Source organism: Dactylosporangium thailandense, from assembly GCF_059739745.1.
On record NZ_AP029195.1, the window covers coordinates 1,746,401 to 1,771,791 of the forward strand.

Here is a 25,391-nt window from a genome sequence, read left to right on the forward strand (position 1 = left end):
GTGCACCGAACGAGTACCGCCCCGGCCTGCGGCGGACCGGTTGTGCGTATCGAACCAGCTGAATCAGGTGAATTCGGCGGCGATGCGGTTCGCGGCGGCCAGCATGTGCGTCGCGACCGGCTCCAGGCCGATCTCCGTCAGCAGCAGGCCGGTCGAGACGCGCTCGGCGTTGCCCCACTCCCAGATCGCGACCTCGTCGCGGCCGGTGCGGCGGGCGAGCCGGCGCGCCCGGGCCCGGGGATCGGCGGCGGTGAGGAGCTCCTCGGGGTCCTCGCGCAGGAGGATGCCGAGGTCGTACTCCGCGTCGGCCAGCAGCCCGTCCGGGTCGACGAGCCGGAAGCCGCCGCCGGGCGCCCGCAGCGCGTTCCACTGGTGCACGTCGCCGTGCACCAGCACGGCGCGCTCGTCGTCGTGGGCCGCGCCGCGCCGCTCGCAGCAGGCCAGGGCGTGCGCGACGGTCCGCTCCGGGCACGGCCGGCCGGTGCGCTCCCAGGCGGCCTCGATGCACGCGGCCAGCCACCCCGCCTTCCACCGCCCCGTGGGCAGGTCCGCGCCGGGCGCCGGGCGCCACACCCGCGCGGCGGCCTCGGTCAGGATGTCCAGACGCTGCGGCAGCGGTACCGCCAGATCGGACAACGCCGGACCGAGCCGCTCGATCAGCAGCGCCCCGCGGCCCTCGTCCGCGCGCAGCAGCCGCACGCACCCGTCGCCGCCCGCCAGGCGCAGCACCGTGGCCTCGTGCCGCGCGTGGTCCCCGGGCCGCGGGACGAGCAGCTTGAGCACCGCCCCGGCCCCGTCCGCCAGGTCGGCCGCCACCACGAACGCCTCGGTGCCGCCGTCGTACACCGGCCCGAGCCGCAGCCCCCACTCCCGCTCCAGCGCGGCGAGCAGCCCCGGCAGCCCCGCGAGCCAGTCCCGCGCCCCGGCCGCGACCGCCTTGCGCCGCACGACCTCGGGGACATCGACGGCCCTGCTCATGCCTGAACGATAAAGCACCGCACCGCGCGGGAACTTTTCCGGGCCGGGCGGCGACTACCCGGGCCAATGTCGTCTGGGAGGATCGGTCGCGTGCTGATACGTCGAGTTCTGGGGTCCGTGTCCGTTGTGCTGGCGGCGAGCGCGGCCGTGCTCGCGCTCACCGCAGCGCCGGCGTCCGCCCACGTGGAAGTCAAGGCCGACAAGGCGCAGGCCGGCGCGGCGGACGTGACCGTCACGTTCACCGCCGAGGCCGAGAGCTCCAAGGCCGGCATCGCCTCGGTCAAGGTCGCGCTCCCGGCCGGGATCGCGCCCGCCGACGTCACCTGGGTCTCCGGCCCGTCCGGCTGGGCGCTGACGGCCGACGCCGACGGGTACACCGTCACCGGGCCGGCGCTGGCCGTCAAGAAGGACGCCGCCTACGCGGTGAAGGTCGCCAAGCTCCCCGCCGACGCCACCGAACTGCCCTTCAAGACCCTCGTCACCTACACCGACGGCAAGGTCGACCGCTGGATCGACGCGCCCGGCACCGACAACCCGGCGCCGGTGCTCAAGCTCGCCGCGGCCGCCCCGGGCACCGCGGCCACCTCGGCCGCCCCGTCGCCCGCGGCCACCTCGGCGGCACCGGCCGTCACCACGAACACCGCCCCGGTCACGACCCCGGGCGACGCCGCCAACGACGAGGCCGACAGCTCCGCCACGCCGTGGGTGGTGCTGGCCGTCGTCGTCGTGGTGGGCCTCGCCGCGGTGCTGTTCTTCCGCTCGCGGCGCCGCGGCGACTCGGCATGACAGATGTCATGGGGTCGCGGGTGACGCGATGCAGCCTCACCGGGATCGATCCGCCGCCATGCTGAGGGCATGACGAACGAAGCAGTCCAGCTGGCCGGCCTGACCAGACGGTTCGGGCCGGTCACCGCCGTCGACGGCCTGGATCTCACGATCCGCCGCGGCGAGGTCGTCGCGCTGCTCGGCCCGAACGGGGCCGGCAAGTCGACGACCATCGACATGCTGCTCGGGCTGCTGCGCCCGGACGCCGGCGAGGTCCGCCTCTACGGCGAGTCCCCGGCCAAGGCCATCGCCCGCGGCGCCGTCGGGGCGCTCATGCAGACCGGCGGCCTGCTGCCGGACCTGACCGCCGAGGAGACCGTACGCCTCGCCGCGGCCCTGCAGCGCAACCCCCGCGACGTCGGCGAGGTCATCGCGCGGGCCGGCGTCGCCGAGTTCGCCCGGCAGCGCGTCGGCGGGCTCTCCGGCGGCCAGCAGCAGCGCATCCGCTTCGCGATGGCGCTGGTCAGCAACCCCGACCTGCTGGTGCTCGACGAGCCGACGACCGGCATGGACGTCGAGACCCGCCGCGCCTTCTGGGCCTCGATGCGCGAGGAGACCGCGCAGGGCCGCACGGTGCTCTTCGCCACCCACTACCTCGAGGAGGCCGACGACTACGCCGACCGGATCGTGCTGCTGCGCTCCGGGCGCATCGTCGCCGACGGCACCTCGGCCCAGATCAAGGCGGCCGTGTCCGGGCGCACCATCCGCGCCACGGTCCCCGGCGCCGACCTCGCGGGCCTGGCCGGCCTGCCCGGCGTCGAGCGGGTCGAGACCCGCGGCGAGCAGGTCCTGCTGCACTGCGACGACTCCGACGCGGCCCTGCGCGCGCTGCTCGACGCCACCACCGCCCACGACATCGAGGTCACCAGCCGCAACCTCGAAGACGCCTTCATCGCCCTGACCGTCGCCGGGAGCGCATCGTGAACCTCACCTACCTCCGCCTCGAAGCGGTCCGCCTGTTCCGCAACAAGCGCGTCGTGATCTTCTCCACCCTGATGCCGGCCCTGCTCGTGCTCATCATCGGCGGCGTGTCCGTCGGCGGCGATCCCGACGCCAAGCAGTACGTCATGGTCAGCATGGCCCTGTTCGGCGCCATGACCGCGGCCATCTCCAGCGGCGGCACCATCGCCGTCGAGCGCGGCCTCGGCTGGAACCGCACCCTGCGGCTGACCCCGCTGTCGCCCGGCGCCTACGTGCTCAACAAGGTGCTGCTGGCGCTGCTCGTCGCCGTCCCGCCCGTCATCGTGACGTTCGCGATCGGCGCCGCCGGCCTGCACGTGCGGCTCACCGCGGCCGAGTGGGTGCTGTGCTTCGCGGGCGCCTGGCTCTCGTCGCTGCCGTTCGCGGCGCTGGGGGTCGTCATCGGGTACCTCGCCAAGCCCGACAGCGTCCAGCAGGTCTCCGCGCTCATCAATCTGACCCTCGCCGCCTTCGGTGGCCTGTGGGTGCCGGTGAGCCTGATGCCGGACTTCCTGCGGTACATCGCGAAGCTGACCCCGTCGTACTGGACCGGCCAGGTCGCGCGCAGCCCGCTGGACGGCGGCCACGTCGACACCCAGGCCGTCATCGTGCTCCTCGGGTGGACCCTGGTGCTGGCGGTCATCGCCCTGCGCCGGTTCCGCGTGGACACCGCCCGCGCCTAGGCTTCGCTACCGTGCTCGACATGCCCAACGCTCAGCCCGCCCGCGGTCCCGGTGCCGGAAGGTTCTTCTGGCTCTGGGCCGCGGTCTGGCTGTTCTACATGATCGGCCCGATCCTCGACGGCTGGCACCGCCCCGAGATCTGGCAGCGCGTCGTCAGCCTCGTCGCCGCCCTGGGCTTCTGCGCCGTGTACCTCAGCGGCTTCATCGCCGTGCGCCGGCGCTACCGGATCACCGGCCAGCCCCCGTCGCCCGCCGAGGGCGCCCTGCGCCTCGGCGCCATGACCGTGCTCGCCGCGATCCTGACCGTGGTCGTCGGCGAGTCCGGGCTGACGTCGCTGGTGTACATCGCCGTGACGGGCGTCTTCGCGTTCCCGCCCCGAGGCGCGTGGAGCGTGGTGTTCGGCTCGGCCCTGACCGCCGGCGTCCTCCCGCGGGTCGTGCCCGGCTGGGACGGCACCATCGACCTGGTCTTCGCGGTCATGGTCGCGGCCCTGGCCGTGTGGGGCGTGACCCGCGTCGTGCAGCGCAACGCCCAGCTCGCCGAGGCCCGCGGGGAGATCACCCGCCTGGCGATCGCGGCCGAGCGCAACCGCTTCGCCCGCGACATGCACGACCTGCTCGGCCACTCGCTCACCGTCGTGTCCGTCAAGAGCGAGCTGGCGGCCCGCCTGGTGCAGCTCGCACCCGAGCGCGCCGAGGCCGAGCTGACCGACATCCAGCGGCTCGTGCGGGAGGCCCTCGCGGACGTGCGGGCGGCCGTCGCCGGATACCGCGAGATGTCCCTGGCCACCGAGCTCGCCTCGGCCCGCAGCGCCCTGGACGCGGCCGGCATCGAGGCCGACGTGCCGGTGACGGGGGAGGCGGTCGACCCGCAGCGGCAGGAGCTCTTCGCGTGGGTGGTCCGCGAGGGCGTCACCAACGTCGTGCGGCACAGCGATGCCAAGCACTGCTGGATCCGCCTCGACCGCACCACCGTCGAGATCAGCGACGACGGCCGCGGCCCGCAGGGCCCGTTGCCCTCGCCGGAGGAGCGCCGCGGCGGGCACGGCCTCGGCGGGCTGCGGGAGCGGCTCGACGCCGCGGGGTGCGCGCTGAGCATCGGCAGACGCGACGGCGGCGGGTTCCTGCTGCGCGCCTCGGTGGTGTGACCGCTCCCGCCGTCGCCGGGGGGCGTCTCTCCGGCGGGCGGTGCGTTGGCGGGTGACCGTGTGCGGTCCGGTCCGGCCCGGCTCGGTCCGGCCCGGCTCGGTCCGGTCCGGCCCGGCTGGCTCGCTTGGGCGCCGTCCTCGCCGCTTGAGGCCGTCTTCGCTGTGAAGCCGTCCCGGCGGGCGGCGGTCCTCGTCACGGCGCCGGGCGGGCGCGCCAGGCCGTGAACGCCGCCGCCGTGGCCAGGACCGCCGCGGCCACCGTCTGCACGCGGTAGTCCAGGGTCGCGACCGCCCCGCCGCCGAGCAGCACCGCCGGGCCCGTCGGCACGAACATGGCCGAGTTCGCGGTCGCCGCCGCCCGGCCCAGCGCGTGCGCCGGGACCAGCCGCTGGACGGCGGTGATCGCGGCGATCAGCGGGGCGGGCAGGCCGAGGCCGATCAGCACGCAGCCGGCGAGCACCGCCCCCGTCCACGGCGTGGCGCGCAGCAGGACGCCGGCGGCGAACAGGGCCAGGCCCAGCGCCGAGTAGCCGCGCTCGCCGACGCGGCGCATCAGGGTGCCCGCGAGCAGGCCGCCCGCGACCGAGCCCAGGCCCTGCGCCGGGGTCAGCACGCCCGCGAAGGCCGGGGGCCGGTGGAGGGCGGCGAGCAGCGCGTACGTGGCGGTGCTCGACAGGCTCGACGCCACCATCGCGGCCGCGCCCGCCAGGATCAGGACGCGCAGCTCCCGGTCGCGCAGCACCCGCACCCGACCGGCGGAACCGGGCCGCGTGGCGGGATCCGGAGGCGCGGCGGAGGCGGGAGCCGGGGGTGTGGTGGGTGCGGGGGCTGGGGGTGTGCTGGGAGCGGTCACGGGAGCCGGAGGTGTGCTGGGAGCGGTCACGGGAGTCGGGGGTGTGGTGGGTGCGGGTGCGGGAGCCGTGGGTGCGGGAGGCGGGTCTGCGGTGGGTGTCGGCGCGGGCGTGGGGGACGGGCGCAGGCGGGTGAAGGCCAGGGCCGCGGCGACGAAGGTCGCGGCGTCGAGCAGCGCCACCGCCGGGCCGCCGAGCCACGCGAACAGGGCCGCCCCGGCCGCCGGGGCGAACAGCTTCATGCCCTCCGTCACCGTGCGGGTCAGGCCGTTGAAGTCGCCGCGCAGGCCGGCCGGGACCACCGACGGCAGCAGCGCGGCCTCGGCCGCCTCGATCAGGACCGCGCCCGCCCCGACCAGGGTCAGGGCGGCGAACACCAGCCAGACGTGCCCGGTGGCGACCACGGCCATCACCGCGCCCAGCGCCAGGTTGACCACGACGAGCAGCCGCCGCCGGTCCACGCGGTCCGCTACCCCGCCCAGCACCGGGCCGAGCAGCAGCGCCAGCCACAGGCCCGCGTTCACGACGCCGGCCAGGGCGTCCGAGCCCGTCGTCGTCTTCACCCACACGCCCGCGGCCAGGGACATCGCCGAGTCGCCGAAGCCGGAGACGAGGACGCCGCCGAGGTACAGCCGTGCGTTGCGGTCGCTGAGGACCCCCATACTCCCAAGCATATAATTGGGAGTATGGCCGACGATGTCCTGCGCGCGCTCGCGCACCCGCTGCGGCTGCGGATGCTCAACCTCATGTGGCCGGGGCCGCGCTCGGCCGCCGAGCTGGCCCGCGAGCTGGCGATCTCGCACGCCCTGGCCAGCCAGCACCTGCGCCGGCTCGCGAACGCGGGTCTGGTGGAACTGGCCGAGGAGCGCACCCGGCGGGGCGGGCACGAGCGGCGCTACCGCACCGTGCACGGCTCGCCGCTGTCCGACCAGCGCGAGGGGACCGCGTTCCTGGCCGAGACCCTCGCCCACGGGCTGCGCGAACGGGCGGCCCGCCGCGACCCGCGGCACCCGGGGGTGACCACCGACGGCGAGCTGTGGGTGGCGCCGGAGGACTGGGAACGGTACCGGATCGGCATCCAGCAGCTCGGGGACGCCCTGCATGCGGCCGCCCGGCCGGCGCGCAGCCCCGGAACCGTGCCCGTGGCCGTGACCGTGCACACGTTCCGGACGACCAGCCCGTGAACGCGACGACCAGCCCGTGAACGCGACGACCAGCCCGTGAACGCGACGACCAGCCCGTGAACGCGACGACCAGCCCGTGAACGCGACGACCAGCCCGTGAACGCGACGGCCGGGCGTGGACGCGGCGACCGGGGCGTGAGCGCGATGGTCGGGGCGTGGACGCGGCGGCCGGGGCGTGAACGCGGTTATTCGCCGGGCAGCATGCGGTACAGCCGGATCGACACGACCGCCAGCCAGGCGAAGATGATCGCGACCCCGGCGACGAAGCCGAGCGTGAAGCCCGGCGCGCTGTTGCCCGAGGCGATGCCGGCGAACGCGAGCAGGAACGCGGTCCCGGACACGCGGGAGTAGAGCGCCAGGCCCCGCGACTGGTGCCGGGCCAGCACCCAGGCGGCCGCGACGACGGCCAGGAAACCGATCGCGCCCGCCACGAGGTGCCCGGCGCCGTGCCAGCTGACGGTGCCCGGCCCGTCCGGGGTACCGGCGGGGAAGCCCATGGCCGGGTCCGCCCGCAGGCACCCGGCGGCGACCAGGCTCGCGCCGAACACGCCGGCGAGCCGGCCCGCCCAGCGGCTGTGCGGCACGGCCCGCGCGATCCCGGCCGCCGCCGCCAGCACCATGAGGCCGGTGACGACGAAGTTCGCGATCTGCAGCCAGCCGAGGGAGCCGTTGCTGAGCAGGCTCCAGGCGTGCCGGGTGAGGTCGAAGCCGTCGCGGGTCAGGGCCTGGGCGAGGCTCACCCCGATGTAGAGCGGCCCGGCGAGCACGCCGTAGCCGAGCAGGGAACGGGTGATGCGGTTGGCCCGGATCTCGGCCGTAACAGTCGTCATGCCCTCTTCTCGAACGGGCCGCGGCCGATCCGACATCCGCTCACCAGAAATCTCCGGACCGCCAGTCGCAGGCCAGCACGCCGCCGCCCGGGAGGCCGCCGACGGGCAGGACATACGTGCTGCCGTCGTCGTCCGGGGTCGCCACCAGTCCCTCGGGCGTCAGCACCGCGGTCGTACCGCTCCAGCGCTGCCAGCCGCGCCGCACGTACAGCCCGGCGGCGCGCTCGGAGGCGGACAGGGCGCCGAGATCGTAGGCGGCGCGCACGATGCGCTCGGCCTCGTCCAGCACCGCCGCGGCGAACCCGAGCCGCTGGTGGTCCGGGTGCACCGCGACGGCCTCGACGTACCCGCACCGCAGCGGCACCCCGTCCACCAGCAGCGAGCGCTGCACGACCGCGGCGTGGGCGACGATCCGGCCCCCGGCCTCGCCCAGCACGTGCAGGCCGCCGAGCGCGTGCGCCCAGTCGGTGTCGGCGAACCGGTCACCGAAGGCGGCGTCGAGCAGCGTGCGCAGCTGGGCGCGCTCGCCCGCGGTCAGGTCGGCGGTGTGCACGGTCCTCATCCCGTCCGACCCTAGCCGTCCATCTTTCAGCCGTACATCTTCGGCTCCACCATCACCAGCCAGTTCCCGCTGTCGTCGCGGAAGACGGCCTCGACACCGTAGGGGCGGTCCTCCGGCTCCTGGACGAACTCGACGCCCTTGGCCTTGAGCTCGGCGGCGGTCTTGCGGCAGTCGTCGACCCGCAGGCCGAGCCCGCCCATGCCGCCCTTCTCCAGCTGGCGGCGCACGAACGCGGCCGCCTCGTCGTCCAGCGGCGGGCCGGGCACCATGAGGGTGACCTCGGGCTCGGGGTGGTCCGGGTGCTTCACGGTGCACCAGCGGAACTCACCCATGGTGACATCCATGCTGGCCTCGAAGCCGAGCACGTTCACGTAGAAGTCGCGGGCGCGGTCCTGGTCGAGGCAGTACACGGTGACGAGGGAGATGTTCGTAATCATGTCCGGGACGTTACCGGCCGTGACCGGCTCCGCCTTCTCGAAAATTGCGGACCACGCCGGCCATGAACAGCCAGCACCCCGGCACGTGGGGGGCGCCGGCCTTGACCCAGCGCGCGCGGTACACCGTCGGGCTCTCGCCGACCAGGCGCGTGAACTTCGCCGAGAACGATCCCAGGCTGGTGAACCCGACCGCCATGCACACCTCGGTCACGGTCAGGTTCGCGCCGCGCAGCAGGTCCTGGGCGCGCTCGATGCGCCGGCGGGTGAGATAGCGCATCGGCGTCTCGCCATAGGTGCTCTCGAAGCAGCGGATGAAGTGGTACTTCGAGACGCCGGCGACCGCCGCGACCCCGCCCAGGTCCAGCGGCTCGCGGTAGTTCCGGTCGATGTGATCGCGCGCGCGGCGCAGGTGAGGCAGGAGTCCGACCGGCACGGTCACGACCTCACGGTACGCGGGGGATGCGGGATCTGTCCGTCGTCCGCTAGCGTGGCCAGGTGCTCGGCAACCAGAAGCCTCGATACGTTCTCCCGGCCGCGATCGTGGCGGTGCTGCTCGGAGTGCTGGTCGGGGCCGTCGCGTGTGGCCGACACGAGCCGTCGCGCACCGCGCAGCCGGGCTCGCCCGCCAGCGTGTCGCCGACGCTCTCGCTCGCCCCGGAGCCGCCGGTCGTGCCGACCTCGGCCGCGCCGACCTCGGCCGCGCCGTCGCCGGTGCCGACGACCGCCAGGCCGGCGCCGAGCCGGACGGCGAGGACCGCCGAGGGCGGGTTCGTCGTCCGCCCGCCCGGCACCGGGCACGGCCCGGCCTCGTCCGCGTCGCGGACCGGCGGCACCGAGGTCGCGCTGACCTTCGACGACGGCCCCGACCCGGTCAACACCCCCGCGATCCTCAAGGTGCTGCGCGACAACGGCGTGAAGGCGACGTTCTGCGTGGTCGGCTTCCGGGTGCGGGACCATCCCGAGCTGGTGCGCCAGATCTACGCCGACGGGCACACGCTGTGCAACCACTCCTGGCAGCACCTCACGGACCTCGCCAAGCGCGACCCGTCGTACATCGACTCGGACCTGCGCAAGACGAACGACGCGATCCATGCCGCGGTGGGGGCGGACGCGCCGATCAAGTACTTCCGCGCGCCCGGGGGCAACTTCACGCCCGGCCTGGTGGCGAAGGCGAAGTCGCTGGGCATGTCCTCGATCTACTGGGACGTGGACCCGCAGGACTGGAACCACAAGCCGGACAAGAACGACCAGGCCCACATCGACCGCGTGGTGTCGCAGATCAAGGGGCATGTGCGGCAGGGGTCGATCGTCTTGTCGCACGACAATGCGCAGCCGGACACCATCGTGGCGTACCGCCAGCTGATCCCCTGGATGAAGCGCTACTTCACCCTGACGCGCCTGCCGGCCTGACTCCCACCGCGGGGCTGCTCACGGGCATGCAACGCGTTCACGCTTCCAACGAGGCCACCCGGCGCCGCGATCGACGGCGAGCAGGCCGCGGCCGACGTTGCGCCCATTTCGGAGGCTTTGTAATGAAATTTGCATAAATTTGCGGATTTGTTCCGTATGGGCGGTTTACCAGCTCGTGGCGTGCGATGTCGGGCGGTCGCGGCGCTTCTTGGGCAGCCGCGCTGTCCGTCAGGGGCAACGTGGGCGCGGCGTTCGTCTGGCCACTGTGCTGGACCGGCGTTCGCCTGGCCGCTGTGCTGGACCGGCGTTGGCCCGGTCGCTGTGCTGGACCAGCCCTCGCCGGACGGCCAACCGGCCGGGCGTGCGGCTACGCGAGCCTGGCGTCGAGCGCGGCCCGGTCGGCCAGGAACCAGGCGTCACGCCCCCGGTTGCACTCCCGGATCAGATCCCGCAGCGCCGAACTCGCCTCGACGTGCGCGGACACGTCCCCGATCACGGCCAGCCGAAGCCGGTAGTTGACCAGCTTCTGCAGGATCTCGCCGGCCACCCCCGTGCGCAGCGCGAAGAAGTCGTCGGCGAGCCGCCCCGCGGGCATCACGACCAGCTCGGCCCCGTGGCTGAGGGCGTCACCGACGAGGTCACCCGCGCCGAGCTCGGCGCCGTAGCGGGGTCCGTCCGAGGCCAGGACGAGCGCGCTGACGCCGTTGATCTCCTCCACGTGGTCCACGGTCGCTCACGCTACCGGGCGAGCCGGTGCAGCAGCACGTCGTGCACCGAGCCCCGGGTCAGGGTCGCCGTCATGTACGTGCAGTGCGGCTGCCGCCGCCGGTCGGTCGGCGAGCCGGGGTTGAGCAGCCGCAGGCCGCCGGGCGCGACGGTGTCCCACGGGATGTGGGAGTGGCCGAAGACGAGGAGGTCGCGGCCCGAGTACCGCGCGGCGCACCGCTGCTCCCGCCCCGCCGCGGGGCCGGTCTCGTGCACGACCGCCACGCGCACGCCGTCCAGCTCGGCCTCGGCCACCTCGGGCAGGCGGGCGCGCAGGGGCGGGCCGTCGTTGTTGCCGTAGACGCCGATGAGCCGCGCCGCGCGGGACTCCAGGGCGTCGAGGAGGGTGGCGTCGACCCAGTCGCCGGCGTGGATCACGGTGTCGGCGGCCTCGACGGCGGACCAGACCTCGGCGGGCAGGTCGCGGGCGCGGTTCGGGACGTGGGTGTCGGCTAGCAGCAGCACTTGCATGGCTCGCGTCGTGCCTGGGCTTTCTGGAGATGGAGATGGAGATGCGGCAGGGGACCTCGGCGGTGGCGTTCCGGCTTTCTCACCGTACACGACGCATTCAAATCGATCACGCTGCCGGAGACTCTGCGTAGTGCGCCTGGTTACTCGCCGGATATCCCGAATCCAAGCACCACATTACTCCGGCCGGCCGCGCGCGAGCCGCCCGTGGTTGGCATAGAGTCGGGGGCTATGGAGTGGCTGCGGAGGTGGCCGGTCTACCGGCAGCTCACCGGCCCCGATCCGACGGGCCGCGGCGAGGCCGTGCGCTCGCGCCGGACCGAGGCCACCACCGCCCGCACCACCCAGGCCGACTCCGTCGCCAAGTCCGTCTGCCCCTACTGCGCCGTCGGCTGCGGCCAGCGGGTGTTCGTCAAGGACGGCAAGGTCACCCAGATCGAGGGCGACCCCGACAGCCCGATCTCGCGCGGCCGGCTGTGCCCCAAGGGCTCGGCCAGCAAGAGCCTCGTCACCAGCCCGCTGCGGGCGACGAAGGTGAAGTACCGCCGGCCGTACGGCACCGCCTGGGAGGAGCTCGACCTCGCCGACGCGCTCGAGATGATCGCCGACCGGGTCGTCGCCGCGCGTGCGGAGACGTGGCAGGACCGCGACGAGCACGGGCACCCGCTCAACCGGACGCTCGGCATCGCCAGCCTCGGCGGGGCGACCCTGGACAACGAAGAGAACTACCTGATCAAGAAGCTGTTCACCGCGATCGGCGCGCTGCAGATCGAGAACCAGGCCCGGATTTGACACTCCGCCACCGTCCCCGGTCTGGGGACCAGCTTCGGTCGCGGCGGCGCCACGGGATTCCAGCAGGACCTGGCCAACGCTGACTGCATCGTGATCCAGGGCTCGAACATGGCCGAGGCCCACCCGGTCGGCTTCCAGTGGGTGATGGAGGCCAAGGCCCGCGGGGCGAAGGTCATCCACATCGACCCCCGGTTCACGCGCACCAGCGCCGTCGCCGACACGTTCGTGCCGATCCGGGCCGGGTCGGACATCGCGTTCCTCGGTGGTGTCGTCAACTACATCCTGAGCAACGAGCTGGATTTCCGGGAGTACGTCGTCGCGTACACCAACGCGGCCACGATCGTGCGCGAGGAGTTCCGCGACACCGAGGACCTCGACGGGCTGTTCTCCGGCTTCGACGAGGCCACGCAGGCGTACGACCCGTCGTCGTGGCAGTACGAAGGCCACCAGGACCACGTGCCGGAGCACGGCCACGCGACCCGGGAGACCGCGGGCGGACTCCGGCACGAGTCCCACGGCGCCCCGGTGCCGGCCGAGACGCAGCGGGACGAGACGCTGCAGCACCCCCGGTGCGTGTACCAGATCCTGAAGCGGCACTTCGCGCGGTACACCCCGGAGGTCGTCGAGCAGGTGTGCGGCGTCGCGCCCGAGGACTTCGCGGCGGTCTGCGAGGCGTGGACGCGCAACTCCGGACGCGAGCGCACGACCGCGCTGGTGTACTCGGTCGGCTGGACGCAGCACTCGGTCGGCGTGCAGTACATCCGCACCGGCGCGATCATCCAGCTCCTGCTCGGCAACATGGGCCGGCCCGGCGGCGGCATCATGGCGCTGCGCGGACACGCCAGCATCCAGGGCTCCACCGACATCCCGACGCTGTTCAACCTGCTGCCGGGCTACCTGCCGATGCCGACGGCGGGCAAGCACGACACGTTCGACGAGTGGGCCGACGCGATGCGCCACCCGGGGCAGAAGGGCTTCTGGGGCAACGCGCGCGCGTTCGGGGTGAGCCTGCTCAAGGCGTACTTCGGCGACGCCGCCACCCCGGCCAACGACTACGGCTTCGGGTACCTGCCGCGGATGACCGGCGACCACGGCACCTACCAGCAGGTGCTCTCGATGCTCGACGGGAAGATCAAGGGGTACTTCCTCCTCGGCCAGAACCCGGCGGTCGGCTCGGCCCACGGGCGCGCCCAGCGGCTCGGCATGGCGCAGCTGGACTGGCTGGTGGTGCGCGACCTGTACGAGATCGAGAGCGCCACGTTCTGGCGCGACGCGCCCGAGATCGAGACCGGCGAGATCGTCACCGAGGAGTGCAAGACCGAGGTGTTCCTGCTCCCCGCGGCCTCCCACGTGGAGAAGGAGGGCACGTTCACCCAGACCCAGCGGCTGCTGCAGTGGCGGCAGAAGGCCGTCGACCCGCCGGGCGACTGCCGCTCCGAGCTGTGGTTCTTCTACCACCTCGGCCGCCTGGTCAAGGACCGCCTCCGACTGTCCACACTGGAGCGTGACCGGGCGGTGCGCGACCTCGCGTGGGACTACCCGACGCACGGCGTGCACGACGAGCCCTCGGCGGAGGCGGTACTGCGGGAGATCAACGGCTACCGCGTCGCCGACGGCGCGGTGGTGTCGGGCTTCGCCGAGCTCAAGGACGACGGCTCGACGGCCTGCGGCTGCTGGATCTACTCCGGCGTCTACGCGGGCGGGGTCAACGCCGCGGCCCGGCGCACGCCCGCCTCCAGCGACGACCCGCTCGGCCTCGAATGGGGCTGGGCGTGGCCGATGAACCGCCGCATGCTCTACAACCGCGCGTCCGCCGATCCGCAGGGCCGGCCGTGGAGCGAGCGGAAGGCCTACGTCTTCTGGGATGAGGCCAAGGGCGAGTGGACCGGCCCGGACGTGCCCGACTTCGAGAAGACGAAGCCGCCGTCGTACCGCCCGGAGCCGGGCGCGGCCGGCCCCGCCGCGATCGCCGGGGACGACCCGTTCGTCATGCAGGGCGACGGGAAGGGCTGGCTGTTCGTGCCCAGCGGCCTCGTCGACGGGCCGCTGCCCACGCACTACGAGCCGGCCGAGTCGCCGGTTTCCAACCCGCTGTACGGGCAGCAGGCGAACCCGACCCGCAAGCGGTACCAGCGCTCCGAGAACCCGATGAACCCGGTCCGCAGCGAGGTCTTCCCGTTCGTGTTCACCACCAGCCGGCTCACCGAGCACCACACCGCCGGCGGGATGAGCCGCACCCTCGACTACCTCGCCGAGCTGCAGCCGGCGATGTTCGTCGAGGTGTCGCCCGCGCTCGCGGCCGAGCGCGGGCTGGAGCACCTCGGCTGGGCGCACGTGGTCACCAGCCGCTCGGCGATCGAGGCGCGGGTCATGGTGACCTCGCGGATGCGTCCGCTGCGCATCGACGGGAGGCCGGTGCATCAGATCTGGCTGCCGTACCACTGGGGAACCTCCGGCCTCACGACCGGCGACTCCGCGAACGATCTCGTCGGCATCGTGCTCGACCCGAACGTGCTCATCCAGGAGACCAAGGTCGGCACCTGCGACGTGCGGCCCGGGCGCCGCCCGCGCGGCGCCGCGCTGCGGGCCCTCGTCGACGACTACAACCGGAGGGCGGGCCTGTGAGCATCGGCCAGACGCCGCAGCGGATGGGCTTCTTCACCGACACCAGCGTCTGCATCGGCTGCAAGGCGTGCGAGGTCGCGTGCAAGGAGTGGAACGACGTCCCGGCCGACGGCCTGGACCTGCTCGGCATGTCGTTCGACAACACCGGACGGCTCGACGCGAACTCCTGGCGGCACGTGGCCTTCATCGAGCAGCCTGTACCGCCGAAACCGGGCTCCGATGACTCCGGCGACATGCGCTGGCTCATGATGTCCGACGTGTGCAAGCACTGCACGCACGCGGCCTGCCTCGACGTGTGCCCGACCGGGGCGCTCATGCACACCGAGTTCGAGACCGTCATCGTGCAGTCCGACATCTGCAACGGCTGCGGATACTGTGTGACTGCCTGCCCGTACGGCGTCATCGACCGCCGCGAGGGCGACGGGCGCGCCTGGAAGTGCACGCTGTGCTACGACCGCATCGGCGACGGCCTGATGCCGGCCTGTGCGACGGCGTGCCCGACGCAGTCGATCCAGTACGGCCCGCTCGACGAGCTCCGCGAGCGCGCCGAGGCCCGGCTCGAGCAGCTGGACCGCCCGGAGGCAAGGCTCTACGGGCACGACCCCGGCGACGGGGTGGGCGGGCAGGGGGCGTTCTTCCTGCTGCTGGACGAGCCGGAGGTGTACGGGTTGCCGCCCGCGCCGGTCGCCACGACGCGTAACCTGCCGGGCATGTGGAAGCGGGCGGGCTGGGCCGCACTGACCATGGCCGCGGCGGTGGCCGTGTCCTTCCTGGGCCGGCGCCCATGACCGGGAACGCTTCCGGCTCCGGCCCCGGCAACGGCTCGGCGCACTCGTCCGGCTCCGACCCAGCCAACGGCCCCGCGCGTTCGTCCGGCTCCGACCCGGGCAACGGCTCCGCGCGTTCGTCCTCTTCCGGCCGCAGCAACGGCCCCGCGCGTTCGTCCGGCCCGGGCAGCGGCCCGCGTGGCGACGGCGCGCACGATCGTGGTTCGCGTGACGGCGGCCCGGGTGACGACGGCTCGCGGGCCGATGGTGCACGCGAGCGCGATGCGCGTGACGGTGACCCGGGTGACGGCGGCGCACGCGAACGCGGTTCGCGGGGCGAGCCCGGGGCACGTCCCGGCGAGCGGCGGCCGCGGCGCGAGCACGGCGGCGAGGACGTGCAGGTGCCCCGGGCCGATTTCCGCTCCTACTACGGCCGTCCCATCGTCAAGACCCCGGTCTGGCGGCACGACGTGCCCGCGTACCTGTTCACCGGCGGGCTCGCGGCCGGCAGCGCGCTGCTCGCGGCCGGCGCCGACCTGACCGGGCGGCCGAAGACACGGCGTGCGGCCCGGCTCGCGGCGCTCGGGGCGCTCGGGGCGAGCACCTACTTCCTCATCAACGACCTCGGCCGGCCCGAGCGCTTCCACCACATGCTGCGCGTGGCCAAGCCGACCTCGCCGATGTCGATGGGCACGTGGATCCTCAGCGCGTTCGGCGGCGCCGCCGGGCTCGCGGCCACGACCGAGGCCCGCCCGCGCGGGCTGGTCGGCGGCGCCGGACGGGCCGCCGGGATCGGCGCGGCCGCGCTGGCGCCGGCGCTGGCCACGTACACGGCCGTGCTCATCGCCGACACCGCCGCCCCGTCGTGGCACGCCGCGCGCGACGACCTGCCGTTCGCGTTCGCCGGCAGCGCCCTGGCCAGCGGGGCCGCCGTCGGGCTCATCGCCGCCCCGCCGCACGAGGGCGGCCCGGCCCGCGCGCTCGCCGTCGCCGGGGTCGCCCTCGAGCTCGCGGCGACGCACCGCATCGAGCACGGGCTGGGCCTGCTCAGCGAGCCGTACCGGCAGGGCCGGGCCGGCCGCCTCCTGACCGCCGCACGCCGGCTCAACCTGGCGGGCGCGGCGGGCGCGCTGCTCGGCCGCCGCAGCCGGATCGTGTCGGCGCTGTCGGGCGCGGCGCTGCTGGCCGGCTCCCTCGCGACGCGCTTCGGCATCTTCGAGGCGGGCGTGGAGTCGACGAAGGATCCCAAGTACGTCGTCGAGCCCCAGCGCGCCGGCCTCGCCGCCCGCGACGCGAATCCCTGACGCCGGCTCCCGCCGGACGCGCGACGGGTTTGGTTGTGCGCCGGACGCGCGGTGGGCTTGATTGTGCGCACGCGCGACGGCGCCGGTGGTGCGTTTGTGCGCTGGACGCACGGCGGCTTGGTTTGCGCGCGACGGCGCCGGTTGTGCGTTTGTGCGCTGGACGCACGGCGGCTTGGTTTGCGCGCGACGGTGCCGGTGGTGCGTTTGTGCGCTGGACGCGCGGCGGCTTGGTTTGCGCGCGACGGTGCCGGTGGTGCGTTTGTGCGCTGGACGCGCGGCGGCGCCGGGAGTCGCGTGACTCCCGGCGCCGTGGTGCTCGGTGCGGTGCTGTCGGTGGCGGAGCCGTCAGGCCTTGACGACCAGGCTGCCCGTGATCTTGTCGGCGAGGGTCTGGCGCTTGGCGTCCCACAGCGGGAACAGGTAGCCGATGTAGCAGATGATGGTGTCGACGATGTGGCAGATGTCGCGGACGAAGGCGCCGCCGAAGCCCAGGGGCTGGCCCGTCTGCTCCTTGATCAGGCGCAGGCCCAGGGCCTTCTTGCCCAGGCTCGCGCCCTGGCCGCCGAGGTACCAGCGGTTGTACACGGTGTAGACCAGCGACAGCAGCGCGAAGACGTAGTAGAGCGGGCCGATGGTGGGGTCGTCGGCGGACGGGCCGGCGATCAGGTAGCCGAGGCCGGTGAGGATCACCGCGGGGATGGCGTCGACGAGGGCGGCACCGACGCGTACGGGCCAGCTTGCATAGTTCATCGGGAGGGATCTCCTAAGACGGTATGAGGCCGAATCGGTGGAGCTGGAACACCCAGCTCGCCGCCGCGGCGACGAGCGCCGTCACTCCGGCCCGCCGGCGGGCCTGCGGCGACCACGGGCGTGGCGGCCGCACCAGGCCGAGGTGCCGCAGCGCGAGCAGCGGCATCGTCACGGCCGTCAGCAGCGCCAGGCCCGCGAGCGCCGGGTTGGCGCCGAGGGAGGCGAGCACCCGGCCGTGCACCAGCTCCACGGCCGCGGTGGTCAGGCCGCAGGCGGGGCAGGGCACGCCGGTCGCCCACCGCAGCGGGCACGGCAGGCCGAGGCCCGCGCCGGCGCTGAGCGCCGGCCAGACCGTGGCCGCGGCGCCGACCGCGAGGCCGAACGCGCCGAGGCGCTCCGGAACCGAGTACTGCCTGCCCACCCTGCAACCCGTCCTCGAAGTGACGAACCGTGAGCTTAGGTCGTGATCGACATCGCTCGCTGTCGTCCGATCGTCCGATGCCAAACGCCGTGAGCAGGCACGATTCAGGTTCGATGGGGAAAAATCGCCGCAGCACACGCCGCAGAAGTGGATGTATGAGCCACCCAGGCACACGACGCGAAAAGCCGGGCGTGACGATCGCGCGGCGGACGGCACGAAATCGGATGCGGCTCCGGTCGTGCGGCGAGGGGCTGCGCGGCGAGGGGCTGTGCGGGGCGCCGTGCCAGCGCCCGTGTAGCACGGTGCCCGCGTCTGGGCCGCAGCACGGTGGCCGTGGTCGTGTCCGTGCGGTGGCCGTGCCCGCGCCCGTGCAACACGGCGCCCGCGTCCGGGCGGCTACACAGTGGCCGTGGTCGTGTCCGTGCGGCGGCCGTGCCCGCGCCCGTGCAACACGGTGCCCGCGTCCGGGCGTCGACACGGTGCCCGCGTCCGGGCGTCGGCACGGTGCCCGCGTCCGGGCGTCAACACGGTGCCCGCGTCCGGGCGGCTACACAGTGGCCGTGCTCGCGTCCGTGCGGTGGCCGTGCTCGGGCGTCAGCGCACGCGCAGGGTGGGACCGTCCGCGGGGATGAGCTCGCCGATGACCGGATAGCCGGGAACCTCGCCGGCCACGAGCAGCCCCCCGGACGTCTGCGCATCGGCCAGCAGCAGCAGCTCGTCCTCGGGCGTCGCCCCCGCGTCCAGGTGCGGGCGCACCCAGTCGAGGTTGCGCCGCGTGCCGCCGCTGACGTAACCGTCGGCGAGGGCCCGGCGGGCGGCGTCGAGGTACGGTACCGCCGCCGCATCGACGAGCGCCGTCACGCCGCTCGCGCGGGCGAGCTTGTGCAGGTGGCCGAGCAGGCCGAAGCCCGTCACGTCGGTGGCGCACTCGGCGCCCGCGGCCAGGGCGGCCTCGGACGCGTCGCGGTTGAGGGTGCACATCGCGGCGACCGCGTGCGGGAACGGCTCGCCGGTGGCCTTGTGGCGGCTGTTGAGCACGCCGACGCCGAGCGGCTTGGTGAGCGTCAGGGGCAGGCCCGCGCGGCCGCGGTCGTTGCGCAGCAGGCGTTGCGGGTCGGCGAGGCCGGTGACCGCCATGCCGTACTTCGGCTCCGGGTCGTCCACCGAGTGCCCGCCCGCCACGTGACAGCCGGCCTCGCGGGCGATGTCGAGCCCGCCGCGCAGGACCTCGGCGGCCAGTTCGAGGGGCAGCACCTCGCGGGGCCAGGCGAGCAGGTTCACCGCCACGACCGGCCGGCCGCCCATCGCGTAGACGTCGGAGAGGGCGTTCGCGGCGGCGATGCGGCCCCAGTCGTACGCGTCGTCGACCACCGGCGTGAAGAAGTCCGCGGTCGCCACGACGGCCGTGCCGTTCGCGATCGCCACGACCGCCGCGTCGTCGCCGTCGTCGAGCCCGACGAGCAGCTCGCCGGGGCCGTCGGGGGCCCGGTCGCCGAGCAGCCCGGCGACCACCGCCTCGAGCTCGCCGGGCGGGATCTTGCAGGCACAGCCGCCGCCGTGCGCGTATCCGGTGAGCCGGACCGTCTGCGTCACGCCTACCACTCTAGGCACACCGCGGTCATGGGTCGTCGGTGACCGGGATGTCGGCCGGGAGGTCGAGCGGGAACAGGATCGGGCTGAGCAGGTGCTGCGCGCGGCCGGGGGCGGGGCCGTTCGCGATGATCGGCAGGATCGCCGCGCGCATGCCCGCGATGAGCCGCTCGCGCTCCGCCGCGGTCAGCCACACCGCGTGCTGGCGGTAGCCGACCTGGTCCGCGGCCGGGTCGGCGGCGGGATCGTCCAGGTAGGCCTGGAACTCGGCGAGCAGCGCGGCCATCGACGCCGCGAACGCGCGCCGGTGGTCCTCGGCGGTCGCGGCCGCCGCGCGCTCGGCGGTCACCGCGGCCCGCGCCGGCTGCAGGCGGTAGTGCCGCTCCACGAACCCGCGCACCCGCTGCTGCCCCGACTCCTCGAGGATGCCGGCCTCGGCGAGGAGGGCGACGTGGCGGTACACCGTCGCCTTCGACGCGTCCGCGATCCGCTCGCACAGCTGCTGCGTGGTCAGGCTGCGCCCGCCGGACAGTGCGTGCACGATCCGCAGCCGCACCGGGTGCAGCAGGAGCTCGACGGGGTCCATTGGCTTATGTTCGCACACCTGATAATGTTCGCATCCATGAGAACAATGCCATGGGGTGAGCTCGTCGAGGCCGGCGGGCGCCGGATCGCGCTGTACCGTGCCGGTCGCGGGGGACCGCCCGTCGTGTTCGTGCCCGGCGCCGGGCTCGTCGGGCTGGAGTACGACAACCTGGTGACGGCCGCGTCGGAGCTGACCACGGCGGTCACCTACGACCGGGCCGGCACCGGCTGGAGCGACGACGCCCACCTGCCCCGCAGCGCGGCCGACGTCGCCGCCGAGCTGCGCGAGACGCTGCGCGCGGCCGGCGTCCCCGGGCCGTACGTGCTGGCCGGGCACTCCATGGGCGCCGTCTACGCGCGCCGGTTCGCGCAGCTGTTCCCGTCCGACGTCGCCGGCCTGCTGTTCCTCGACCCCGGGCACGAGGACATCCTGCGCCACCTGCCGGCCGAGGTCGTCGCGCTCAACGAGCGGATGAAGCCCACGTGGGACGCGCTGCCGGAGCTGACCCCCGAGCAGATCGAGGCATCGAGGACCGCGCTGCTGCGGCTGTACGCGCAGTGGCCCGACGACATCCGCGCACCCCTCGTCGAGCATCGCCTCGAGCACTGGCGCACCGGGCTGCGCGAGGGGCGCAACCTCGAGGACGAGGTGTACGCGGAGCTGGCCGCCGGCGGCCCGCTGCCCGACGTGCCGCTCATCGTGCTCAGCGCGGCGGACAAGAACCCGCTCTGGGTCCAGCACATGCCGCCGGAGCTGATCGATCGCGCCCACGACGGCGTGCACGCGCTGCACGCGGCGATGGCCGCCTCGGTCCCGCGCGGCGAGCATCGCCTGGTCGTGGGGGCGTCGCACCAGTACCTCCACGTGCAGCAGCCCGAACCCGTCCTCGCCGCCGTGCGCGACCTGCTGCACCGGGTCGCCGCCGGGTAGCCGAGGTGTACCGGTTAAACCGGTCAGAAGGATAGGGTGTCCGAATGCCAGACCGCTTCCAGCGGGGCGCCGGAAGGCTGTGCCTCGACTTCACCCGGACGCTGCGCCGCCGCGGCACCGAGTACGCCGTCGAGGAACTGCCCGACGGGCCGGCGCTCGCGGCGTGGGTCGGGCAGTGCGGTCCCGTGGCGCCGGTGCCGGGCAGCGTGGTGCCCGCCGCGATCGTGCGGGACGCGCACGGCCTGCGCGAGGCCGTGTACGCGCTCGTCGCCGCGGCCCGCACCCGCGCCGGTGCCGCGGCGGCGGGCGAGGCGCCGCGCGAGCGCGTCAACCAGGCGGCCGCGCGCTCGGTGCCGACCCCGGCGCTGGGGGAGCGGGGGGAGCTGCGGTGGTACGCCAACGACCCCGTCACGAGCACCCTCGCGCTCGTCGCCCGCGACGCGCTCGACCTCGTGGCCTCGCCGGCCGTGCAGCGCATCCGCGAGTGCGCGGACCCGGCGTGCGACGCGCTGTTCCTCGACGGGTCGCGGCCCGGGAGCCGGCGCTGGTGCTCGATGGACAGCTGCGGCAACCGCGCCAAAAAACAGCGCCGCCGCTCGGAATCCGCTCGGGTCGCGGTCTGACGCCCGCCGGCTGCCGGCCGGTGCGGGCTACGCGGCGGCGGCGGGCAGGTCGCGGTCTGACGCCCGCCGGCTGTCGGCCGGTGCGGGCTACGCGGCGGCGGGTTCGGGTTGCGGGGCCGGGGCGGGCGTCGCCGGGTGCCGCGGGGCCGTCGCCACGAGCAGGGTGAAGCCGAGCAGGCACAGCGCGGCCGCCGACACGTAGGCGTAGCGGTAGCCCACATCCGCCGACAGGCCCAGCAGCGGGCCGGCCAGCAGCGACGCCACCGGGAACGCGTTGGCGGCCAGGGTCGTGGCGCGGCCGGGCTCGCCGGGCAGGAGCTCCTGGACGTAGGAGATGCCCAGCCCCTGCACCGCGGCGATGAAGGTCGCGTTGAGCACCTGCAGCGCCGCGATCTGCCAGCTGTGCGCGACCAGGGCCACCAGCGTGTAGTACACCACCCCGATCCCGGCGCCGAGGACGATCAGGCGGCGCAGCGGGTAGCGGGCCGACAGGGCGCCGAAGCCCAGCATGAGCGGGATCTCCAGCGCGGCGCACAGGCCGAGGATGAGGCCCGCGTCGCGCACCTGGGCGTGCAGGACGTGGGAGAGGTACAGCGACATCGCCTGCACGTTGAGCACCCCGGCGGCCTGCATGACGGCGAACGCGGCCACGGTGCACCAGACCACCGCCCCGGCCCGGCGCGCGGGCGGGCGCTCGTGGTGCGCGGGCGGGGACACCTCGCCGAGGCGCAGGTAGATCACGGCGGCGGCGGTCGCGTACATGGCGGCGGCGGTGAGGTACAGCGCCCGGAAGCCGCCCCACTGCAGCAGCAGCGCGGCCACGGGCGGGCCCGCCACCCAGGCGACCGAGAACACCATCCGCAGGGTGCTGATCGCCATCGCCGCGCGGGTCGAGCCGCGCTGGGAGAGCACCTCGCGGGCGTAGGCGAAGGACTGCGGGAACAGCGACCCGCTCAGGGCCGTGAGGGTCATGGTCAGGGCGAGCAGCACCCAGTACTCGCGCACGAACGCGGTCGCGATCGCCCCGGCGAACCCGGCCAGGGCCGCGGTGAGCAGCAGCCGGCGGCGGATCGGGCGGCGGTCGGAGAGCCGGCCGAGCAGGTTCGAGGAGACCATCGAGGCCAGCGGGCCGGCGACGAGGAACGCGCCGACCAGGGCCGGGGCGGCGTGGACCTCGGTGCTCAGGAACAGCGACAGGAACGGGCCGACGACGGCGACCGACATGCCGACGAAGAAGAAGATGATGCCGAGCGGGACGAGGGCGCGGCGGGCGGTGCTGGACGGTGCTTCGACGCTAACCCCTGAAACCACCTCCGCACCTTACGTGACCTCGCGGGAGCGCTCTGCCGAATATCGCCAAGCTCACGATGTGCGCTGGGCCCGGGCCCGGCGCTTGCCCTCGTGCATGGCCTGCACGCGCGGGACGGGAATGGTGTGGCCCTCCGCGATCAGGTCGGCGGGGATCGCCTGCGGGTCCGGCATGTGCGCGGCCCACGGGTCGGCGTCGCCGAGCAGCCCCGGCGCCGTGTGGACGGTGAAGTCGCGGGGCGTGACACCGTCCAGGTCGGACCAGGCCAGCGGGAAGGAGACCGGGCACCCGGGCCGCAGCCGCGGGCTGTACGCGCACGCGACCGTCGCCCCGCCCACCCGCGTCGGGTCCAGGAACACCTTGCCGTGCCGGTCCTCGCGGATGAACGCGGTCGTCGCCAGGCCGGGGTCGAGCCGCTCGGCCCGCGCGGCGATCGCGCGCGTCGCGGCGGCCACGTCTTCCATCGGCGTCGGCTCGATCGGCACGAAGACGTGCAGGCCCTTGGCGCCGCTGGTCTTCACCGCGCCGCGCAGCCCGGCCGCGTCGAGGGTCTCGCGGATCAGCCCGGCCGCGCGCACCACGAGCGAGAAGTCGCCGCCCTCGGGCGGGTCGAGGTCGAGCACGAGGTGCGTGGTGTGCGCCCAGTCCCCGGCGCGCACGAGCGCCGGGTGGTACTCCACCGCCCGCTGGTTGGCGAACCACAGCAGCGTCCGGCGGTCGTCGCACAGCGCGTAGGCGACGTCGCGCTTGGACGTCTCGGCCCACAGGTGCACGGTCTTCACCCACCCGGGCGTGTACTTGGGCACGTTCTTCTGCATGAACGAGTCCTGCCCGCGCATGATGCGCACCACCGACAGCGGCCGTCCGCGCAGCACCGGGATGATCCGGTCGCGCACGGCGTCGAGGTAGTCGACGAGGTCGCGCTTGGTCGCGCCGGCCCCCTCGAAGATGGGCTGGTCGAGGTTGGTCAGCGCGACCCCGTCACGTTCCTCGGCGGTGCTCACCGTCACACCGTATCGGCTGGGCGCGGTATCGGCTGGGCGCGGTCAGAGCAGCAGGTCCATGTTGAGCGCGGCGCCGGCCTTCATCCCGCCCGCGGCCGCGCCGATGACCTGGCCCATCGGGTCGGCGAGGTTGCCGGCCACCCACACGCCCGGCACCTCGGTGCGGCCCATCGCGTCGGCCGCGACGTAGGTGGCGACCGGCACGCCCTGCATCTCCAGGGTGGCCAGCGGCAGCCCGAGGCCGTCGAGGAACCCGGCGCGCGCGGCGAGCGTCGTCTGCACCACGATCGCCTCCCGCGGCACGAATCCGCCGTCTTCCAGGTGTACGCCCCGTTGCTCGACCTTCGCGACCGCGCCCTCGACGACCGTGACCGCCGCGGGGACGCCCGGCACCTCGTGGCCGTTGGTGAACAGGACGAGGTCGTGCGTCCACTGGGTCCACAGCAGCGCCGGGTGCGCGGCCAGGGCGCTGGTGGCGATGATGCCGACGGGCCGGTCTTGCACCTCCCAGCCGTGGCAGTACGGGCAGTGCAGCACCCAGTCGCCCCAGCCCTCGGCCAGGCCCGGGATGTCGGGCAGCTCGTCGACGACCCCGGTGGTGACCAGCAGCCGGCGGGCGGCGAACGCCGTGCCGTCCGCGAGGACGGCGCGCAGGTCGTCGCCGTCGCGGAAGGCCCGCACGACCTCGCCGGTGACGATCTCGGCGCCGTAGCCGCGGGCCTCCTCGCGTCCGATCCGCAGCAGCTCGCCGGGCGGGGTACCCTCCCGGCCGAGGTAGTTGTGCACGCCGCCGGCCGGGGCGTTGCGGGGCTGCCCGCCGTCGAGGACCAGGACGCGGCGGCGCGCCCGGGCCAGGGTCAGTGCCCCGCTCAGCCCGGCCGCCCCGCCGCCGATGACGATCACGTCGTAGCGCTCACTCATGCGCTCGACGATGCCCGGTCGCCGCGCTTCTGGCAAAGTTCTTTGCCGAAATGGCAAACTGGTGCCATGGACGATCACGTGGGCCCCCGGCTGCGGCGGCTGCGCGAGCAGCGGGGCGTGACGCTGACCGCGCTCGCGGCCGACACCGGCATCTCGGTGAGCACCCTGTCGCGGCTCGAGTCCGGCGGCCGCCGCCCGACCCTGGAGCTGCTGGTGCCTCTCGCCCGCGCGCACGGGGTGACGCTGGACTACCTCGCGGGCGCCGAGCCGACCGCCGACCCGCGGGTGCACACCCAGCCCGTGGTGCGCCACGGCGTCACCCACATCCCGCTCACCCAGCGCCCCGGCGCCCCGATGGCGTTCAAGCTCATCTTCCCGCCGAACACGCCCGCGGACGACACGCCGACGCCGCAGACGCACGAGGGGTACGAGTGGCTGTACGTGTTGTCGGGGCGGCTGCGCTTCGTCCTCGGCGAGCACGACATGATGCTGCAGACGGGCGAGGCGGTCGAGTTCGACACCCGGGTGCCGCACTGGTTCGGCAACCCGAGCCCGTACGCCGCCGAGGTGCTGAGCCTCTTCGGCCCGCAGGGCGAGCGGGTCCACGTGCGCGCCCGCTCCCGCTGAGCGGTTCACAGCCGGCGCACAGGCTCCTGGCAAGTCCGGGA

At 74.1% G+C, this 25,391-nt stretch carries 26 protein-coding genes and 1 pseudogene; 12 read left to right on the forward strand and 15 right to left on the reverse strand.

Annotation, left to right across the window (positions count from 1 at the left end):
• Nucleotides 1–63: 63 nt before the first annotated feature.
• Nucleotides 64–978: an aminoglycoside phosphotransferase family protein gene (locus AC6JBM_RS07610; protein ID WP_497982882.1), complete on the reverse strand. Its 915-nt coding sequence runs from the start codon at nt 976–978 to the stop codon at nt 64–66.
• Nucleotides 979–1,095: 117 nt separating this feature from the next.
• On the opposite strand from AC6JBM_RS07610, the gene AC6JBM_RS07615 reads away from it, so the two are divergent.
• From AC6JBM_RS07615 to AC6JBM_RS07630, 4 genes are all read left to right on the forward strand, one after another.
• Nucleotides 1,096–1,764: a DUF1775 domain-containing protein gene (locus AC6JBM_RS07615; protein WP_497982883.1), complete on the forward strand. Its 669-nt coding sequence runs from the start codon at nt 1,096–1,098 to the stop codon at nt 1,762–1,764.
• A gap of 69 nt (nt 1,765–1,833) precedes the next feature.
• Nucleotides 1,834–2,727 (forward strand): ABC transporter ATP-binding protein, encoded by an 894-nt coding sequence (locus AC6JBM_RS07620; protein WP_497982884.1) that lies wholly within the window; start codon nt 1,834–1,836, stop codon nt 2,725–2,727.
• Complete coding sequence (locus AC6JBM_RS07625; protein WP_497982885.1) at nt 2,724–3,446, forward strand: ABC transporter permease; 723 nt, start codon at nt 2,724–2,726, stop codon at nt 3,444–3,446. Before AC6JBM_RS07620 ends, AC6JBM_RS07625 begins: the two co-directional genes overlap by 4 nt.
• 20 nt (nt 3,447–3,466) lie before the next feature.
• The gene (locus AC6JBM_RS07630; RefSeq protein ID WP_497982886.1) at nt 3,467–4,594 is read left to right on the forward strand and encodes a sensor histidine kinase; all 1,128 of its coding nucleotides are present in this window, start codon (nt 3,467–3,469) and stop codon (nt 4,592–4,594) included.
• A 193-nt stretch (nt 4,595–4,787) separates the two neighbouring features.
• Here the strand turns inward: AC6JBM_RS07630 and AC6JBM_RS07635 are convergent, their stop codons facing one another.
• A complete protein-coding gene (locus AC6JBM_RS07635; protein ID WP_497982887.1) occupies nt 4,788–6,107 on the reverse strand; it encodes an MFS transporter in 1,320 nt (439 codons plus the stop codon).
• A gap of 24 nt (nt 6,108–6,131) precedes the next feature.
• On the opposite strand from AC6JBM_RS07635, the gene AC6JBM_RS07640 reads away from it, so the two are divergent.
• A complete protein-coding gene (locus AC6JBM_RS07640; protein ID WP_497982888.1) occupies nt 6,132–6,629 on the forward strand; it encodes an ArsR/SmtB family transcription factor in 498 nt (165 codons plus the stop codon).
• 185 nt (nt 6,630–6,814) lie between these two features.
• Here the strand turns inward: AC6JBM_RS07640 and AC6JBM_RS07645 are convergent, their stop codons facing one another.
• The 4 genes from AC6JBM_RS07645 to AC6JBM_RS07660 are packed head-to-tail and all read right to left on the reverse strand — an operon-like array spanning nt 6,815 to nt 8,897.
• Nucleotides 6,815–7,459 carry a DUF998 domain-containing protein gene (locus AC6JBM_RS07645; protein WP_497982889.1) on the reverse strand — a complete coding sequence of 215 codons (645 nt, stop codon included), beginning with the start codon at nt 7,457–7,459 and terminating at the stop codon, nt 6,815–6,817.
• A 40-nt stretch (nt 7,460–7,499) separates the two neighbouring features.
• On the reverse strand, nt 7,500–8,021 hold the full coding sequence (locus AC6JBM_RS07650; protein ID WP_497982890.1) for a GNAT family N-acetyltransferase: 522 nt from the start codon (nt 8,019–8,021) through the stop codon (nt 7,500–7,502).
• Nucleotides 8,022–8,047: 26 nt separating this feature from the next.
• The gene (locus AC6JBM_RS07655; RefSeq protein ID WP_350610894.1) at nt 8,048–8,458 is read right to left on the reverse strand and encodes a VOC family protein; all 411 of its coding nucleotides are present in this window, start codon (nt 8,456–8,458) and stop codon (nt 8,048–8,050) included.
• A gap of 10 nt (nt 8,459–8,468) precedes the next feature.
• A complete protein-coding gene (locus AC6JBM_RS07660) occupies nt 8,469–8,897 on the reverse strand; it encodes a helix-turn-helix transcriptional regulator (RefSeq protein ID WP_497982891.1) in 429 nt (142 codons plus the stop codon).
• A 56-nt stretch (nt 8,898–8,953) separates the two neighbouring features.
• On the opposite strand from AC6JBM_RS07660, the gene AC6JBM_RS07665 reads away from it, so the two are divergent.
• Nucleotides 8,954–9,868: a polysaccharide deacetylase family protein gene (locus AC6JBM_RS07665; protein ID WP_497982892.1), complete on the forward strand. Its 915-nt coding sequence runs from the start codon at nt 8,954–8,956 to the stop codon at nt 9,866–9,868.
• Between the two features lie 367 nt (nt 9,869–10,235).
• On the opposite strand, the gene AC6JBM_RS07670 is transcribed toward AC6JBM_RS07665, so the two are convergent.
• Both AC6JBM_RS07670 and AC6JBM_RS07675 read right to left on the reverse strand, forming a co-directional pair.
• Entirely contained in the window at nt 10,236–10,595 is a 360-nt protein-coding gene (locus AC6JBM_RS07670; protein WP_497982893.1) for a DUF4180 domain-containing protein, read from the reverse strand.
• Nucleotides 10,596–10,606: 11 nt separating this feature from the next.
• The gene (locus tag AC6JBM_RS07675) at nt 10,607–11,104 is read right to left on the reverse strand and encodes a metallophosphoesterase family protein (protein ID WP_497982894.1); all 498 of its coding nucleotides are present in this window, start codon (nt 11,102–11,104) and stop codon (nt 10,607–10,609) included.
• 228 nt (nt 11,105–11,332) lie between these two features.
• On the opposite strand from AC6JBM_RS07675, the pseudogene fdh reads away from it, so the two are divergent.
• The 3 genes and pseudogenes from fdh to nrfD form a co-directional block, all read left to right on the forward strand.
• Nucleotides 11,333–14,515, forward strand: a pseudogene (gene fdh, locus AC6JBM_RS07680) (formate dehydrogenase); the annotation flags it as partial.
• Between the two features lie 26 nt (nt 14,516–14,541).
• Nucleotides 14,542–15,306 carry a 4Fe-4S dicluster domain-containing protein gene (locus AC6JBM_RS07685; protein ID WP_350611063.1) on the forward strand — a complete coding sequence of 255 codons (765 nt, stop codon included), beginning with the start codon at nt 14,542–14,544 and terminating at the stop codon, nt 15,304–15,306.
• A 380-nt stretch (nt 15,307–15,686) separates the two neighbouring features.
• A complete protein-coding gene (gene nrfD, locus AC6JBM_RS07690) occupies nt 15,687–16,589 on the forward strand; it encodes an NrfD/PsrC family molybdoenzyme membrane anchor subunit (protein WP_497982895.1) in 903 nt (300 codons plus the stop codon).
• Between the two features lie 345 nt (nt 16,590–16,934).
• Here the strand turns inward: nrfD and AC6JBM_RS07695 are convergent, their stop codons facing one another.
• The 4 genes from AC6JBM_RS07695 to AC6JBM_RS07710 form a co-directional block, all read right to left on the reverse strand.
• Nucleotides 16,935–17,339: an RDD family protein gene (locus AC6JBM_RS07695; protein ID WP_497982896.1), complete on the reverse strand. Its 405-nt coding sequence runs from the start codon at nt 17,337–17,339 to the stop codon at nt 16,935–16,937.
• A 13-nt stretch (nt 17,340–17,352) separates the two neighbouring features.
• Nucleotides 17,353–17,760, reverse strand: coding sequence for a DUF2752 domain-containing protein (locus AC6JBM_RS07700; protein ID WP_497982897.1), 408 nt, complete (start codon nt 17,758–17,760; stop codon nt 17,353–17,355).
• Nucleotides 17,761–18,354: 594 nt separating this feature from the next.
• On the reverse strand, nt 18,355–19,353 hold the full coding sequence (gene selD / locus AC6JBM_RS07705) for a selenide, water dikinase SelD (RefSeq protein ID WP_497982898.1): 999 nt from the start codon (nt 19,351–19,353) through the stop codon (nt 18,355–18,357).
• A gap of 25 nt (nt 19,354–19,378) precedes the next feature.
• Entirely contained in the window at nt 19,379–19,936 is a 558-nt protein-coding gene (locus tag AC6JBM_RS07710) for a helix-turn-helix domain-containing protein (RefSeq protein WP_497982899.1), read from the reverse strand.
• Nucleotides 19,937–19,972: 36 nt separating this feature from the next.
• On the opposite strand from AC6JBM_RS07710, the gene AC6JBM_RS07715 reads away from it, so the two are divergent.
• Nucleotides 19,973–20,866, forward strand: coding sequence for an alpha/beta fold hydrolase (locus tag AC6JBM_RS07715; protein ID WP_497982900.1), 894 nt, complete (start codon nt 19,973–19,975; stop codon nt 20,864–20,866).
• Between the two features lie 44 nt (nt 20,867–20,910).
• A complete protein-coding gene (locus AC6JBM_RS07720) occupies nt 20,911–21,489 on the forward strand; it encodes a CGNR zinc finger domain-containing protein (RefSeq protein ID WP_497982901.1) in 579 nt (192 codons plus the stop codon).
• An 87-nt stretch (nt 21,490–21,576) separates the two neighbouring features.
• On the opposite strand, the gene AC6JBM_RS07725 is transcribed toward AC6JBM_RS07720, so the two are convergent.
• From AC6JBM_RS07725 to AC6JBM_RS07735, 3 genes are read right to left on the reverse strand one after another with little or no spacing between them, the layout of a single operon-like run.
• Nucleotides 21,577–22,800, reverse strand: a complete 1,224-nt coding sequence (locus AC6JBM_RS07725; protein ID WP_497982902.1) for a sugar efflux transporter — start codon at nt 22,798–22,800, stop codon at nt 21,577–21,579.
• 51 nt (nt 22,801–22,851) lie between these two features.
• Nucleotides 22,852–23,802, reverse strand: a complete 951-nt coding sequence (locus AC6JBM_RS07730; protein ID WP_497982903.1) for a DNA polymerase domain-containing protein — start codon at nt 23,800–23,802, stop codon at nt 22,852–22,854.
• A 42-nt stretch (nt 23,803–23,844) separates the two neighbouring features.
• Entirely contained in the window at nt 23,845–24,723 is an 879-nt protein-coding gene (locus tag AC6JBM_RS07735; RefSeq protein WP_497982904.1) for an NAD(P)/FAD-dependent oxidoreductase, read from the reverse strand.
• A gap of 66 nt (nt 24,724–24,789) precedes the next feature.
• Here AC6JBM_RS07735 and AC6JBM_RS07740 point away from each other — a divergent pair, with 66 nt between their 5' ends.
• A complete protein-coding gene (locus tag AC6JBM_RS07740; RefSeq protein WP_350610878.1) occupies nt 24,790–25,350 on the forward strand; it encodes a helix-turn-helix domain-containing protein in 561 nt (186 codons plus the stop codon).
• Nucleotides 25,351–25,391 lie beyond the last annotated feature (41 nt).

What these genes read in the sequence shown, in the direction of transcription:
- AC6JBM_RS07710 (WP_497982899.1), bottom strand. Translation starts at nt 19,936, where the DNA reads ATGGACCCCGTCGAGCTCCTGCTGCACCCGGTGCGGCTGCGGATCGTG.
- AC6JBM_RS07610 (WP_497982882.1), bottom strand. Translation starts at nt 978, where the DNA reads ATGAGCAGGGCCGTCGATGTCCCCGAGGTCGTGCGGCGCAAGGCGGTC.
- AC6JBM_RS07650 (WP_497982890.1), bottom strand. Translation starts at nt 8,021, where the DNA reads ATGAGGACCGTGCACACCGCCGACCTGACCGCGGGCGAGCGCGCCCAG.
- AC6JBM_RS07620 (WP_497982884.1), top strand. Translation starts at nt 1,834, where the DNA reads ATGACGAACGAAGCAGTCCAGCTGGCCGGCCTGACCAGACGGTTCGGG.
- AC6JBM_RS07640 (WP_497982888.1), top strand. Translation starts at nt 6,132, where the DNA reads ATGGCCGACGATGTCCTGCGCGCGCTCGCGCACCCGCTGCGGCTGCGG.
- AC6JBM_RS07630 (WP_497982886.1), top strand. Translation starts at nt 3,467, where the DNA reads ATGCCCAACGCTCAGCCCGCCCGCGGTCCCGGTGCCGGAAGGTTCTTC.
- AC6JBM_RS07685 (WP_350611063.1), top strand. Translation starts at nt 14,542, where the DNA reads ATGGGCTTCTTCACCGACACCAGCGTCTGCATCGGCTGCAAGGCGTGC.
- AC6JBM_RS07645 (WP_497982889.1), bottom strand. Translation starts at nt 7,459, where the DNA reads ATGACGACTGTTACGGCCGAGATCCGGGCCAACCGCATCACCCGTTCC.
- AC6JBM_RS07735 (WP_497982904.1), bottom strand. Translation starts at nt 24,723, where the DNA reads ATGAGTGAGCGCTACGACGTGATCGTCATCGGCGGCGGGGCGGCCGGG.
- AC6JBM_RS07715 (WP_497982900.1), top strand. Translation starts at nt 19,973, where the DNA reads ATGAGAACAATGCCATGGGGTGAGCTCGTCGAGGCCGGCGGGCGCCGG.
- AC6JBM_RS07635 (WP_497982887.1), bottom strand. Translation starts at nt 6,107, where the DNA reads ATGGGGGTCCTCAGCGACCGCAACGCACGGCTGTACCTCGGCGGCGTC.
- AC6JBM_RS07740 (WP_350610878.1), top strand. Translation starts at nt 24,790, where the DNA reads ATGGACGATCACGTGGGCCCCCGGCTGCGGCGGCTGCGCGAGCAGCGG.
- AC6JBM_RS07675 (WP_497982894.1), bottom strand. Translation starts at nt 11,104, where the DNA reads ATGCAAGTGCTGCTGCTAGCCGACACCCACGTCCCGAACCGCGCCCGC.
- AC6JBM_RS07720 (WP_497982901.1), top strand. Translation starts at nt 20,911, where the DNA reads ATGCCAGACCGCTTCCAGCGGGGCGCCGGAAGGCTGTGCCTCGACTTC.
- AC6JBM_RS07695 (WP_497982896.1), bottom strand. Translation starts at nt 17,339, where the DNA reads ATGAACTATGCAAGCTGGCCCGTACGCGTCGGTGCCGCCCTCGTCGAC.
- AC6JBM_RS07655 (WP_350610894.1), bottom strand. Translation starts at nt 8,458, where the DNA reads ATGATTACGAACATCTCCCTCGTCACCGTGTACTGCCTCGACCAGGAC.